The organism is Allomuricauda sp. ANG21 (assembly GCF_040705235.1).
GTDB classification, from domain to species: Bacteria; Bacteroidota; Bacteroidia; order Flavobacteriales; family Flavobacteriaceae; genus Flagellimonas; species Flagellimonas marina.
Window position 1 is genome coordinate 70,106 of the sequence record NZ_JBFCVT010000013.1, and the last position, 14,554, is coordinate 84,659.

Annotated in this window: 9 protein-coding genes; 3 read left to right on the forward strand and 6 right to left on the reverse strand. The window is 40.3% G+C overall.

Annotation, left to right across the window (positions count from 1 at the left end):
• Positions 1–131: 131 nt before the first annotated feature.
• Positions 132–974, forward strand: a complete 843-nt coding sequence (locus AB1A65_RS15065) for an AraC family transcriptional regulator (protein ID WP_366590748.1) — start codon at positions 132–134, stop codon at positions 972–974.
• Here AB1A65_RS15065 and AB1A65_RS15070 read toward each other — a convergent pair.
• The 6 genes from AB1A65_RS15070 to AB1A65_RS15095 form a co-directional block, all read right to left on the reverse strand.
• A complete protein-coding gene (locus tag AB1A65_RS15070; protein WP_366590749.1) occupies positions 971–2,533 on the reverse strand; it encodes a hypothetical protein in 1,563 nt (520 codons plus the stop codon). The two genes, AB1A65_RS15065 and AB1A65_RS15070, sit on opposite strands and share 4 nt — an antisense overlap.
• Positions 2,534–2,557: 24 nt before the next feature.
• Entirely contained in the window at positions 2,558–4,513 is a 1,956-nt protein-coding gene (locus AB1A65_RS15075; RefSeq protein WP_366590751.1) for a glycoside hydrolase family 97 protein, read from the reverse strand.
• A gap of 147 nt (positions 4,514–4,660) precedes the next feature.
• Positions 4,661–6,259 carry a RagB/SusD family nutrient uptake outer membrane protein gene (locus AB1A65_RS15080; protein WP_366590752.1) on the reverse strand — a complete coding sequence of 533 codons (1,599 nt, stop codon included), beginning with the start codon at positions 6,257–6,259 and terminating at the stop codon, positions 4,661–4,663.
• A 12-nt stretch (positions 6,260–6,271) separates the two neighbouring features.
• On the reverse strand, positions 6,272–9,262 hold the full coding sequence (locus AB1A65_RS15085; RefSeq protein WP_366590753.1) for a TonB-dependent receptor: 2,991 nt from the start codon (positions 9,260–9,262) through the stop codon (positions 6,272–6,274).
• Positions 9,263–9,724: 462 nt separating this feature from the next.
• Positions 9,725–11,710, reverse strand: coding sequence for a M13 family metallopeptidase (locus tag AB1A65_RS15090; RefSeq protein WP_366590754.1), 1,986 nt, complete (start codon positions 11,708–11,710; stop codon positions 9,725–9,727).
• Positions 11,711–11,753: 43 nt separating this feature from the next.
• A complete protein-coding gene (locus AB1A65_RS15095; protein ID WP_366590755.1) occupies positions 11,754–12,206 on the reverse strand; it encodes a nuclear transport factor 2 family protein in 453 nt (150 codons plus the stop codon).
• A 350-nt stretch (positions 12,207–12,556) separates the two neighbouring features.
• Here AB1A65_RS15095 and AB1A65_RS15100 point away from each other — a divergent pair, with 350 nt between their 5' ends.
• The gene (locus AB1A65_RS15100) at positions 12,557–13,318 is read left to right on the forward strand and encodes a response regulator (protein ID WP_366590757.1); all 762 of its coding nucleotides are present in this window, start codon (positions 12,557–12,559) and stop codon (positions 13,316–13,318) included.
• The gene (locus tag AB1A65_RS15105) at positions 13,318–14,403 is read left to right on the forward strand and encodes a histidine kinase (RefSeq protein WP_366590758.1); all 1,086 of its coding nucleotides are present in this window, start codon (positions 13,318–13,320) and stop codon (positions 14,401–14,403) included. The genes AB1A65_RS15100 and AB1A65_RS15105 overlap by 1 nt, the downstream gene beginning before the upstream one ends.
• Positions 14,404–14,554 lie beyond the last annotated feature (151 nt).

Here is a 14,554-nt window from a genome sequence, read left to right on the forward strand (position 1 = left end):
TACTAAAATATTTTACTACAAAAGTAAATGACATGGCTCCAACAATTTGTTTGATTATTAGCCTCTTATAATACTATGTTGACCCATAAATCGATTTAGCGTATATTTATTAATAATTTTTGCATAAAACCTTGAGAGTTCTCCCGTTTAAAATCCCAAAACCCAAGGATGAGGCCCTGGTTTACCAAATAGACAGGGAGAAGGTTTTTTATAGTCAACTCCACCAACATGGAGAAATTCAAATAAGTTATATTGAAAAAGGTTCAGGGTCCCTGATTGTGGGCGATTCCATCAATGAATATAAGCAAGGTGATATTTTGGTGATTGGAGGTTACATTCCCCACGTTTTCCGAAGTGATGCCAATGCATCTGATGAGTCCGTTATGTACACTCTTTTTTTTGATTATAATTCTTTTGGGAAGGAGTTTTTTCATTTAACTGATCTTGCCCTTACCCATGATTTTTTCAAAAAGTCGGAACACGGGATGAAAGTGCTCTCGAACAAGGAGAAAATCATTGCGCTATTCAATCAATTGCCGGATCAGAACAAAGTGGAGAGGATTGCGTCGCTCTTATTGGTGATCAATGAAATTGCAAAGTCTGAAACCCAGCCCTTGGCTTCTTTCGTGTATCGGAAAATTTATTCTGATGATGAAGGGAAACGCATGAGCAGTGTCTTTAAGTTTGCCATGGAGCATTATCATGAGCAAATTACCTTGGAACAAATTTCGGAAAAGGCCAATATGAGCAAGAATGCTTTTTGTAGGTATTTTAAAAAAAGGACAAACAAGACTTTTTTCCAATTTTTGATAGAGATACGAATAGAGAATGTCTGTAAGCTCATTGTAAGCCAGCCCGAACTCTCCATTTCAATGATTTCTGAACAATGTGGTTTTACCAATATTGCCAATTTTAACCGGAAGTTTAAGGAGTTGAAGGGTTGCACACCATCCAAGTACCGCTCCCTGTTTTAATTCGTCCTAAAGACTGAGTTTCGAATCTGAAGTTGTTTTCTTGTTGCGTCCTGCTTTTCCAAAATCTGATAGGACCGCTTTACCAAATCCGAATTTTCTTCCTGATCTTCCAAAGGACCCAGGTCTATCTGCAATCCGGCATATTCCAAATATTTTGGATAATCAATCGGCGCTACCGTATCCACGTAAGTTCTGATTTCATCCAGTGAACTTCCTGCCATTTCTTCACAAATGGACCAAAACTCCTCTTTTTTAAAACCTCTTCCCTGTTTTATGTAATATTCATTGTACAGATGGCGCATAACATCATCCAGCGATTTTTGGTTATTGCTGCTGTTCCGAATTTCCAAATCCAACAGCAACCCAATAATTGGTCCTTTGTTGTAGTATGAAATGGCAGTCTCGTCCGTATTTTCATCCCTGCTCAAAAAATTCAACCAAATATCAAAACTGGATCGGGAAAGGGACATGTGGTTTTTCCCTTCAATGTTTTCATACCTTCGTATGGAACCGCTCAAATAATTGAATGTCTGTTCTGGCGATAACAATCCGGCCCTCATCATAATCAAGTATTCATAGTATACCGTGAGCCCTTCTGAGACCCAAAGCAAGTCTGTATAATTTTCTCGACCATAATCAAAAGGACCCAATTCAATGGGACGAATGGCCTTTACATTATAGAGATGGAAATACTCGTGGGTAATGAAATTCATAAAACCTGCATAGTGGTCCTCTGACCTAAAATTGAACGAACCACTTGTAAAAACTGCTTGCGAATTCCAATGCTCCAAGCCACCGCCGCCAGCCTCCATTAATATATAGCTGTACTTATCATACGGAATATGCTGCATCAACTCCGTAGTGGCATCCATTATCTTTTTTAGATCACCTACAAACTTTTCCTCGTCCAATCCTTCTGGGGTTACTACACCCAAATGATAAGATTTGCCATCGTTTTCAAACTCGATTGTCTTTTGGTTTCCGATATATACAGGGCTGTCGTAAAGAATATCAAAATCTTCGGCATAAAAAACACCTTCAGCTGTGGATTTCAATCCTGTTGAGATTTTACTCCAATCCTTGTACGGTGAAAATTGCACCGTAACAGGTTGCTTGATTTTATCCTGAATGTGCATGAACATATTGTTGGGCATAATAAAGGCCTTGGTGGAATCTATTTTTGATTCGGCCACCGATTTCCGATTGGCGAACACCCGATAGGTAATGGTAACAGCATCTTCGGTACCGTTTTCCACCTCCCAAATGTTCTTCGATTTTTTACGCCATTCCAGCGTTTCACCTTTGGAATTTTTCACATCAAAATCAATGATGTGTTTGGGAGAGTCCAAAATTTGGTAATATCCCGGGGACCACACTGGAAGAACAAAATTGGTTTGACCCTCGGACAGACCGCTACATTCCAATTGGACTTCTGCATAATGTTTTTCAGGCTCCACAAATTGTACCCGATAGTCCATTTTTGTTTGCCCAAACCCAATGGAACAGGTCAACATCACCAAAAGCTTGACCAAAACCCAAAAATTACCGTGCTGTTTCATGACGATTTCAGTTTAAAACCTTGTTTACATTTTTGTGGCAATGGCCACCCATCCTCCGGATTTATTTAGTTTGATGTCCATTTTTTTAGTAGAATCAACAGTAGTTTCCTCAAGTACATAATCTCGGGCGTTTTTATCTGAATTGACTCCATCCTTAAAGATTTGAATGGCATAGTTTCCTTCGCCCAAGAATGAAAAATCCAAGGTCAATTCTTTTGGTGTGGCATCGTTCATTCCAGCAACATACCATGAATCTCCATTTTTACGGGCCAAAAGAATGTAATCCGAAACTTTGGCGTCCAATATGACAGTTTCATCCCAGATAGTGGGAATCTTTGCGATAAAAGAAGTGGTTTCGTCTTCCCGATAATAGTTACTGGGCGTATCACTCAACATTTGCAATGGTGCTTCGTACACCACATACATAGCAACTTGGTGGGCCCGGGTTCCCAAAGCCATAGGTCTGTCAAAACGGGCCATAAAGTTTTCCTTGTGCACATTGTCGAATCCACCAGGGGTAAAATCCAAAATACCCGCAGTCATTCGGGTAAAAGGAAGGGTAAGTTCATGCTCTGAGGTTATTTTATCTTCCCATTTGTCGTTCTCCAAACCTTTTACTCCTTCATAATTGATGACGTTGGGATACGCACGTCGAAGTCCTGTAGGCTTGAACGCCCCATGAAAATCGACCAACATATGCCGTTTTGCCGTTTCTTGGGCGAGTCTTTCATAAAAATTGACCACGTACTGATCGGCCCGTTGGATAAAATCCACCTTGACCCCTTTTACGCCCCATGCTTGAAACTGATTCAAAATACCGGCCATATCTTCATCCAAAGGTCGCCATAGACTCCAAAGAATAACACTCACTCCTTTTTGGTTGCCATATTTCACCAATTCCGCCACATCAATATTGGGATTAGGTGCTTTTACATTGGTTGTGGTTTTTGACCATCCTTCATCCAAAATGATGTATTCCAAACCGTAGTGGGCAGCAAAGTCGATGTAATATTTATAGGTTTGGGTGTTGATGCCCGACTCAAAATCAACTCCATCAATGTTGTTGGCACTCCACCAATCCCAAGCTACTTTTCCAGGTTTGATCCAAGAAGTGTCTTCAAGTTTTAAGGGGCCGGCCAATTGGTACACCAGATTATTGGAAACAATATCTTCATCTGTTTCCGACACCATGAACACCCGCCATGGAAATTCTCGATTTCCGCTGGTCTTCGCAATGTAATCAGCTTCTTCGCCAATGATTTCATCTCGGTCCCGTCTTCCTTCCTTGGTTTTTAATACCACCTTTGGGAAAGTACTTGAAAATCCCAAACTGCCTTTTGTTAGGAACATGTGGGGATAATCATAAATATTGGATTCCGTAAAACTTATGCTGGGCTGGCCATCCTTCGTAAACAGTAAAGGTGCATTGGCCAAAGCCCCAGATGTAATATCCGAAACGGGAAGCACTTCAAAATAGTTTTCAAAATGGGAAATCAGTTGTTTCTCTTCGGGCAGATAGCACGTAAATTCTGGTCGAATGCTAAAATTGAGTGTTTCATGCACCACTTCAATGGGTCGTGAACCCAATTTTGTGTGATATCTGAAGGCAATTCCATTATTATAGCATCTCACTTCAAAGTCAAACTTGGCAAAGTGCAGTGTGAGTTGATTGTACTCATCCTTTATCTGTCGGTTCTTAGTTGGCACAGCGGTTTCAATGAGCGAGTTTATCTTTGCAACATCCGCCTTTTTAAATCTTGATGAACCGACCAAACTGCCCCTTCCGGCCACGTTCAAATCCGTAGTGATATCATCAATCAACCATTTTCCATCATAGCTGATACTAAGGGTAATCTGTTCCATTGGGTTTACTTCCACGGACAGTTTTCCATTGGGTGATTTGATTTGTTGCTGCGCCATCATGGATGGGCCCATAAAACCAAAAAAAAGGAAACATTTTAGAAAAAATGACTTTGCCATAATCTATGCTATTAAATTATTAATCCCTTTCTATAAAAGTAACTGAATGGTATAAAAAAGTTGAAAGCGGATGGCACCCCATCCGCTTTCTGCACTAACAACAAACTCAAACAATTATAAAAAATACTTGAGTACAAATCCTTAATCTTAGTAACCAGGATTCTGGCTTAGATTCGTATTTGTATTCAACTCTTCCAATCCTATTGGGAAAAGCGTTGTATACTCTCCCTTAGGTGTATGATTGTACCAATTTTTTGTTTGGTAAACTCCAAATCTAATAAGGTCGGTTCTTCTTCTTGCTTCAGCAGCAAACTCCCAACCCAATTCATCCAAGAAACGCCCGTAAGGAACGGCAGACTGATCACCTGGCTCATCAATGGTTCCATCTTCTGCCAGAGTTCCATATTCCACAGTAGTGTCTCCTTCCAACTCAGCTCCGGTAACGGTTGCATCAGCTGGATCATCAAAGGATCTCATACGTACTTGGGTAACTATTGTGGCGGCTTCAGAACTTCTGTTTGTTCTTAGCAAAGCTTCGGCCTTCATCATAAGTACATCAGTATATCTCAAAAATGGGAAATCCACACTGAGACTTGCATTGGCACCTGGCTCAATTTCATATTTTGCACACCTGAAACCATCGGTGAAATCACAGTCATAAATACTTGGCATTTCCTTTCTCAAAGTCATTACAACACTTCCATCAGAATAGTTCAATTGATCGCCCATCAGCCAAGTGTCGGCCAGTCGATTATCTGTCGGTTCGTAACTATCAATAAATTGAGGATTGCAGCTAGATCCACCCCAAGGTTGTGCCTCCATACCAAAAACCAATCTGTGTTCTGGCAAGAGCATTTTCATATGGGCATTCCACTGGCCTGCAAAAATACGATCGTAAGGAATGGCAAAAACCATTTCTGAATTCCCATCATTTGCTGTTGCAAAAATATCGGAGTAGCTGGACGATAATTCAAAAGCACCGCTGTTGATGACGGCATCACAAGTTGTGATAACGTTATCCCATTGCGCGGTTCCAGAATACACTTCCGCATTCAGATACACCCTAGCCAACACATGATAGGCTGCCCATTTGGTCATCCGTCCGTAGGTTGACTGGTCTACAATTTCGGTCAGGCTTGGAATGACCTCGTTCAATTCAGAAACGATGAAATTGTACACTTCAGAACGAGAGCTCTGAACCGGCAAATCTTCACCATAACTTGAAATGATAGGCACATTTCCGTGTGTGTCCACCAACATGGAATAATACAGTGCCCTCAATGCTCTCATTTCCGCAATAATGGATGCCGCTTGCGCTTCACTTACTGGAAGATCTCCTGATTCTACTTGAAGGATTACCCTATTGGCACTGTTGATACCATTAAAACAGGTTATCCAAGTATTTCTTGGCTGCCATTGGGTCTCGGTCCACTCGTGAAAGTGCATCCTTTTATATGTGCCTCCATCATCCCAACCGTTAGGTCTTGTTGGGGTTACAATCATATCAGCTGGTTCTTCCTGAACATCAAAATATCCCTGCCAGCCCATTACATAACGTAAGGGTGTGTAAGCCGATGCCATTACCGAGATGATATCTGACTCGGCTGGCACGAAGGATGATTCAGTAACTTCGGAAAAAACTTCTTCTTCGAGGTCGGTACATCCTATTGGCAATAGAAGCACACTGACCGAAAGTATCAAAAATCTTAGTCTAAGTGTAGTCACTTTGTTTCGTATGTTTTTCATAGTTTTTTGTTTTTAAAATGTAAAATTGATACCCAACGTAAATGTTCTGGTAGTAGGATATTTATCCCTTTCATCATTACCAGGGGCCAATCCATTTCTGTTAACTTCTGGGTCAATACCCTTGTATTTAGAGATAATCGCCAAGTTTAAACCTGATGCATAAATACGGAAGGTCTGGGCAAACTTAACCGCATCTTTAGGAAGCGTATATCCCAAAGTAACGTTGTCAATCTTCAAGAAATCACCATCTTCCATGTAGTGGCTCACATAACGCTGTACGTCTTGCAACTCCGCTTTACCATACACTAGATCATAAGCAGAATCCAATGTATTGTAGTCGATGGTTGGGTTCTCATAGAACATACGGGAAAAGTTCAGGATTTGATAGTCCAATGCCCCTCTTAGGTTGAACATGAGGTCCCAATTCTTGTATTTTAAAGTGTTGTTCCAGCTATAATATGCTTTTGGAAGACCGTTTCCGAGTACTTGACGGTCATCGTTGGTAGCTTCAGTGGCAGGAACACGGGTTCCATCAGGTCTTTCAATAATCCATATACCATCATCTGTAATATCTACACTCTTTAATCCATAGAAATTACCAATGGGTTCACCTTCTTGCACTCTGTGTGTGGCAATCTGAATGGGTTCTCCAGTATATCCTTGATCAAAGAAGTTTGTGGTCAATTGAAACTCATCGTTAGACAATGACACAATCTCGTTGGTGTTAGTGGAATACGTTAAGTTAGCCGTCCATTGAAAGTTATCTGTTTGAAATGGAGTAATATTCAGCAAGAATTCCAAACCGGTATTTTTGATTTGCGCAACGTTGGCAGCAATATTTCCATAAAAATATGGAGGCGTTGGAACGCTGTAGTTGAACAATGCATCTTTTGTAGTTCTGTTGTAGTAATCCACAGATCCATTAATGCGTCCGCCCAACACTCCAAAATCCAAACCTACGTTAAACTCCTCTTTCTTTTCCCAACGTAAATTTTCGTTGGCATTTCGCGAGGGCACTAATTCCCTGACCCACGCACCGTTGTTAAGGAAATAATCTCCATACGAAAGACCACTCAACGACTGGTACCTATCACCAGCATTGATACCGGTAACACCAAAACCTGATCTAAGTTTAAGGCTGGACAACCAGTCCCAGTTTTCGGCAAAGGACTCTTGGTCTATTCTCCAACCTGCAGATATTCCTGGAAAACTACCCCATTTATAATCCTCACCAAATCTTGAAGAACCTTCACGACGCAAACTCGCCATCAAAAGGTATCTATCATCAAAGTTATAAGTTACCCGAGAGAAGAAGGCAATCAACTTATCTGCATTTTTGTAACTTCCAATACCAGCTTCACCAAGCTCAAGGCCTTGTCCACTTCCCAAATTGTTATAGGTAAATCCGTCCGTAGGGAACCTGCGATTGTTAGCCCAAAAGCCTTCATTCATGTTGTCCTCGTAGTTATACCCTGCCAATCCAGTTACTTTGTGCTTTCCAAAGGAATTGTCATAATCCACAGTGAATTGACCATAGTTACCAACATAGTTGTCGGTTCCTCTGGAAGCAAATCCATCCTGCCCCCCTTCTGTGGTTGAAACATGATTTTTGGTTTGATAAAAACCTCTGATATTGGTCTCGCCTTTTCGGGTATACAAACCTTTTACGGTAAGGTTATCCCCAAAATCATAGCTCATGGAAAAATCAACCCTACTTGTTCTAAATCTATTTTCCCCAAATGTCTCTTCAATCATAGAAACTGGGTTATCATAAAAGTAGACGGTTCTCTCAAACCAGCTTCCATCCTCATTTCTAATAGGCTCGGTTGGGTTATGAATTAGGGCCTGACGGTAGATACCATTATTGAAACTAGTTCCATCACCCAAAGCATTATAGACCTGCTCGCTTAAAATGACCCCCACATTGGTTTTCAACTTATCATCGAACATGGCATGGTTGATATTAACCCTACCCGTATACCTTTCATTGTTTGATTTAAGGAAGATACCTTCAATATCCCTATAGTTCAGCGAGGCGGTCATGTTGGAAGTAGAATTACCTCCTCTAAAAATAACATTGTGGACCTGACTGAAAGCATCTCGTGTGATTTCATCCACCCAATCAGTTTCAGCACCATAATCTTGAAGATTGGCTCCAGTAAAGGTATAACCTTCAGCAAATTTTTCCCTTAGGTCCGATGCGTCCAAAAAGTTCAACCGATCTGCAATCGTGGTCAAAGAAGCGTATCCATTGTACTCAATGGTAGACTTCATATCATTGGTGCCTTTTTTAGTGGTGATGATGATTACACCATTAGTACCCCGGGTGCCATAGATTGCTGTGGCGGAACCATCTTTTAACACATCAATGGATTCAATGTCTTCCGGAGCTACGGTGTTCAAACTTCCGGGAACTCCATCAACCAACACCAAAGGACTTGTCCCCCCCAAGATGGAAGAGGTACCCCTTAAATTAATCTGGGTGCCTTCAGTTGGATCACCAGAGGGAGCTGACACAGACAGACCAGCTACTTTACCCTGAATAAGTTGGGCGGCATCCCTAACATTACCTTGTACAAAATCTTCTGATTTTACGGTGGCCACCGAACTGGTTACGTCAGCCCGTTTTTGGGTCCCGTAACCAATAACCACAACTTCAGAAAGCTGCTCCAAGTCTTCTTCCAACACCACATCTATATTTGATGACGCAGGAACTTCTTGGGTGGCAAAACCCAAGTAGGAAACAATGAGGACCGCATTGGGTCCAGATGTGGTAATTGTGAAATTACCATCGAAATCTGAAACGGTTCCGTTGGTAGTACTCTTTTCCACAACAGATGCTCCGGCAATGGGTATACCACTAGTATCCGTAATAGTTCCGGTAACTTGCTGTTGTGAAAACGCTGCTTGTGCAAATAATAGGCAAATAACAGGCAAGAAAAATTGTTTCTTGACACCATTTTTTCCCAAAAATGCTTTTGATAAAAATTTAGCCAATTTCATAATACATTTTTAGTTAGTTCAGTTGGACTTTACTCAAAAAAAAGCGCCGTAATCTTTATAATTTATTAAAGATTAATAAGCGTTAAATTTACACTTGTAAAAGTAAAATTATGCCCTATGAACTACTCAGGGAATGTTATCATATTTTGATACTATATTGATTAATCCATCTAAATTTCATTGTTCAAACCACTTTATTATTACTATTTGTCAAAAAATAGTGTGATATTTACATTTATTTTCAAAGCAAGTAATCATCCATTTGTATTTCTAGATTTTATACCTTTTTAATCCATCCCATTTCCATAGTTCAGTTTCGAGAGATCTATTCAAAAAACAAAAAGGGCCGCTCAAATGAGCGGCCCTTTACAATGCAAGGCAACGTCTGAAAAAATGTATCTAAATCCTTAAGTATTACGAAATGTTATCGCCTTGCACATACTTAATATACACAACCCTACCTTACCAAATTGTTATGATCTCGTTACGCCGCATTTTACTCCCTTTTGGAATATTAAATGCTTTGTGAAATTCTTCAAAGTTGGATAGAGCTCCATTGGCTCTATAATATCCTGGCGAGTGTGGATCTGTCTTAACTTGGTTCTCCAACGTTTTATCCCTAAACTTGATCCGCCACATTTTGGCATATGCCAAGAAGAAACGTTGTTCATCGGTCAACCCATCAACAGTTTTATTTCCCTTTTCCTCCTGATTCATTTTCATGGCCTCAAAAGCAATGGCCATACCTCCCAAGTCTCCAATATTTTCACCCAAGGTGAGTTTCCCGTTTAGATGAATGGAATCCAATACAATATATTCGTCATATTGCTCCTCTATCTTTTTGGCTCTAGCTTCAAACTTTTCCCGATCTTCTGGAGTCCACCACGATTTTAAATTTCCATCGGCATCATACAGACTTCCATTGTCATCAAAACCATGGGTGATTTCATGACCAATAATAACTCCTGCTGAACCATAATTGGTGGCATCATCTGCGTCATAGTCAAAAAATGGAGGGTTTAAAATTCCTGCCGGGAAAACTATCTCATTTCGTGTAGCTGAATAGTATGCATTCACCGTTGGAGGAGTCATACCCCAATCATTGGGATCTATGGGCTCGCCCACTCGGTTTAAATCACGCAAATAATCAAATTCTGTTACTCGAATTACGTTTCCAAAATAATCATCAGCAGCAATGTTTACAGAGGTATAATCCAACCACTCATCAGGGTATCCCATTTTCACCCCCATTTTGTTCAATTTATGATGGGCCTGCTTCTTGGTTTCTTCAGACATCCAAGTGTAGCCATCAATCCTTTTATGAAATGCTTGCTTTAGATTATCAATTAAGCCAATCATCTTGTCCTTGTTCCGCTTCGGAAAATACTTTTCAACGTACAATTTGCCCAAAGGCTGACCCATATTGGAATTGACAGTATTCTGGGCTGTTCGCCATCTGGGCAATTGCTCTTCTGTGCCTTGCAATGTGGTTCCATAAAACTCAAAACTACGATTCCTAACTTCCTTGTTGAGCAAAGATGTGGTACCTACAATCACTTTCCATTGCATATAGGTTTTCCAATCATCTATTGAGAAATCTTCGAGCATCCGATCAAACATTGCCAAAAACTCAGGTTGATTTACAATAGCGTATTCCACATCCTTTTTCAGTCCTAAATCCTTAAAATATTTGGCCCAATCAACGGTAAACGTAAGCTGGTTCAGTTCTGCGATGGTCTTCTTATTATAATTCCTTTCAGAATCCCGAAGCTGAACAGGGGTCCTATGAATGCGAGCCATAACAGTCTCCATTTCAAAAACTTTTTCAGCTGCTTCCCGTTCTTTGGTCTGTTGAAGTCCAGCTATTGTAAAAAGGTCTGTGATCAAGTCTTTGTATTTATCCCTAAACTCTTGGTATTGAGGGTTATCTTCCAAATAATAGGCCCTATTTCCCAAACTCAATCCAGATTGATTTAAGTGCAAGGCATAAACCGTACTGTTTTTAGCATCAACACTTTCATAAACGCTAATGGGGGCTGGAATACCTTTGGCATACAACTTGGCAGTCAGGGATAGGTACTCTTCCACAGACTTAATTTGGTCCACTTCCTCCAAAATGGATTTTAGAGGGTTCAAACCCTTTTCCTCCAACGTAACTGTATCCATGCAGCTGATATAAAAATCTGCTACCAATTGTTCGGTTGACCCTTTGGGATAGGATTTACCGGAGTCTACAAGCTCTTGGAAAATTCCCTTAATCCGGTCTTGGTTTTCAAAGTACACTTCATGGAAACTTCCCCATGAGCCATACGCTGCCGGAATTTCAATGCTATCCATCCATTGATGGTTTACGTAGGAATAAAAATCATTGTAGAGCCGTTGTTTGTCTTGCCCCTGCACCACAAACATTGCTGCAAGGACCAGAATCAATACAATTTTGTTTTTCATATTTGTTATTTTGAGTTAGTCTTTTGACTTCTTCATTCCAAAATCAATCCCATACGAATTTCCAAGACCCGTCTTCTTGACGTTTCCAAACAGTATGGAACACGCCATTGGCTTCTGCTGGGTTGCCCTCCTGGTCCTCGTAGCTAAAGGTGTAAAAGCCGTATGTGTAGCCCAAATCCCCCGACTTGGCCACATCCACAAACTCAGGTGACCATGCCAACCCTTTTGAGTTTTGGTCTTTCATATATTCGGCTATTCCCACTTTGCTCTTAATAAGTTGATTGCCCCGCATGAGGACTGCATCGTCTGCCGCAAAAGCCAAAAATGCCTTATTCATCCCTTCTTCTTTAGCCATTTGGGCAAAGGCAGCTTCGGCATCCAAAACCTCCTGTTTCCAAGCGGTCATAATCTCATTTGAGGGTTCTTTTTCGTCTTTAGTACATGCCGAAAACAGAATTAAAAAGAATAGGACGCAGGTGATTCTTGACGTGCTCATTGGTAATTGGTTTTAAAAAGTAACGTTCTGGAAGTTTTTAATCCAATTCAGCTACAAATCAACACCACACAGGTTTCCCAAAATCCAACTTCTGGATAACAGGAAACCTATAGGACAGTTTGACTGCCATTATGGTGATTGATTGCGTTTTTTGATTGATGGAAAACTTATTGTTTTTCAGGCTAAATTTAGGTGATGCCCGGAACAGCTCGCCAGGAATGAACTGAATGACCCTCATTTTGATGCGAACAACCAAGTATCTGATTTGAAACCCTTTCATCTTGAAATATGAGGTTCGACTCGCATCTTTAAAAAACCAATTGTTTAGTATTTTCGCTTAAATTGCGACGATGGCTCATAGGGTAATCATAGTAGATGACGAATTGCTGGCCCGGAAACGCATTGCCGAATTGCTGCGCACACGGTCTGAGTTTCAAATTGAAGCGGAATGCGCCAATGGTGAAGAAGCCGTAGTGCAAATTAACCAACTTGCCCCAGATGTACTTTTTCTTGATGTGGAGCTAAAGGATCTCACAGGTTTTGATGTGCTGCAACAATTGACCCTACAAAAATTGCCGTTGATCGTATTTATTACCGCATATGATAACTATGCTATCCAGGCCTTCAATAACTATGCACTGGATTTTCTCCTGAAACCCTTCAAAAACAACCGGTTTTTTGAAACTTTAGACCGCATTGAGGAGCGTATTAGACTCAACACGAACGGAACGGATATCAGAAAGTTTTTATTGGAGGTACAGGGAGGCTCCCCAAATCCTTTAGCATCTCGACTGCCCATCCGTGAAAACAACAGAACGGTTTTCGTGAACAAGGATCGTATTAAATATATCTGTGCATCCAGCTATTATTCGGACATTTATAGTATAGAAAAAAAATACACCGTTCGGGAGTCGCTGAAAAATTTAATGCCCCAATTGAATGCCCATAAGTTTATACGGATTCACAGGTCCACTATTATAAACACGGACTATATGCAAGAACTGGTGCATTCAGATTACAACGAAATGGATGTGCGTATGCAAGATCAGGAACTGTTCCGAATCAGTAAATCATATAAAAAGGAATTTCTTCAAAAGTTGGGATTGGGTTAATGCGGAATCTTTTCAAAAAATATAGTGAAAAACGATTGATCATTTACCTTGTGGTCTTTTACAGTTTCATTGCCCTTGTTGAATTTTTACGGGGGTCTTATTTTCTGTACAGTGGCCCTCAAAGAGTAACGGACGACCTTGTGGGTCTCGCATTGGTATGCTTTATAGATTGGGCATTTGTGCTCCTGTTCATGTGCTCCGTTTCTTTGCTTACCAAATATCTTTTGCTGAAACGTGTTGCGTGGACTAAAATTATTCCCCTACATATTGTACTGAGCATTATTCAAAGCTATATGGTGGGGTTTATCCCGCCTATGATTATGGATTATTCCATGATCAATGCCGATTTTGCCTTTTTGGATAAGGTGACCCATACTTTTTTCTTCAATGTCACCACCAATATTTTATTGTACAGTTCCATGACACTGATTATATACGCCTATTTCTATCTACAGCAAATAAAGGATCAGGAAATTCGTAATAAAGTGTTGGAGAACAGCTTAATCAAGTTCAAGTTAAAGACCTTGGAGAGTCAGCTGAACCCCCACTTTCTGTTCAATACCCTTAATAGTATCTCCAGTCTCATCCCAAACAATCCTGATGCTGCACAGGACATGGTAGCTGATATCAGTTTTCTGTTGCGAAAGTTCTTGAGCATAGACGACAAAAACTTCATTACCGTTCGGGAAGAATTGGAAATTTTGGATTATTACACCAATATTCTAAAACAACGCTTTCAGGAAGATTTGGTCATTACCAAAAAAATAGAGGAATCCTTGCTAAACAAACAAATCCCGAGATTGTTGATTCAACCTATCATTGAAAATTCCATAAAACATGGATTCTCACAGAAAAACAAAAAGCTTCGCATTCATCTGTCCATTACCAAAAATGAAGATTCCATTGAGCTTTCTGTGGAAAATAACGGTAAAAAACTACCCAAATACCCCATTTATTCCAATAGCGGCATTGGCATCATCAACATAAAGGAGCGATTGCAGGCATTGTATCATGGGAAGTCCGACTTCCACTTTGAGAACATGTCCAATGGAGTCAGAACCGTTATCACCATTCCATATAATTGAATCAGAGAAATTCCGATGCAATTTTCAAGGGCTTCACATCAAATACATGTGGAGTTAAATCAATTCTGAACAAACTCAGGCATAAAATCTGATTTTAGCATTGTTTTCAAAACGATGGTTTTGTTTGATGATTTATGCTTAAGCCAACTTT

What these genes read in the sequence shown, in the direction of transcription:
- AB1A65_RS15075 (WP_366590751.1), bottom strand. Translation starts at nt 4,513, where the DNA reads ATGGCAAAGTCATTTTTTCTAAAATGTTTCCTTTTTTTTGGTTTTATG.
- AB1A65_RS15105 (WP_366590758.1), top strand. Translation starts at nt 13,318, where the DNA reads ATGCGGAATCTTTTCAAAAAATATAGTGAAAAACGATTGATCATTTAC.
- AB1A65_RS15095 (WP_366590755.1), bottom strand. Translation starts at nt 12,206, where the DNA reads ATGAGCACGTCAAGAATCACCTGCGTCCTATTCTTTTTAATTCTGTTT.
- AB1A65_RS15100 (WP_366590757.1), top strand. Translation starts at nt 12,557, where the DNA reads ATGGCTCATAGGGTAATCATAGTAGATGACGAATTGCTGGCCCGGAAA.
- AB1A65_RS15080 (WP_366590752.1), bottom strand. Translation starts at nt 6,259, where the DNA reads ATGAAAAACATACGAAACAAAGTGACTACACTTAGACTAAGATTTTTG.
- AB1A65_RS15090 (WP_366590754.1), bottom strand. Translation starts at nt 11,710, where the DNA reads ATGAAAAACAAAATTGTATTGATTCTGGTCCTTGCAGCAATGTTTGTG.
- AB1A65_RS15085 (WP_366590753.1), bottom strand. Translation starts at nt 9,262, where the DNA reads ATGAAATTGGCTAAATTTTTATCAAAAGCATTTTTGGGAAAAAATGGT.
- AB1A65_RS15070 (WP_366590749.1), bottom strand. Translation starts at nt 2,533, where the DNA reads ATGAAACAGCACGGTAATTTTTGGGTTTTGGTCAAGCTTTTGGTGATG.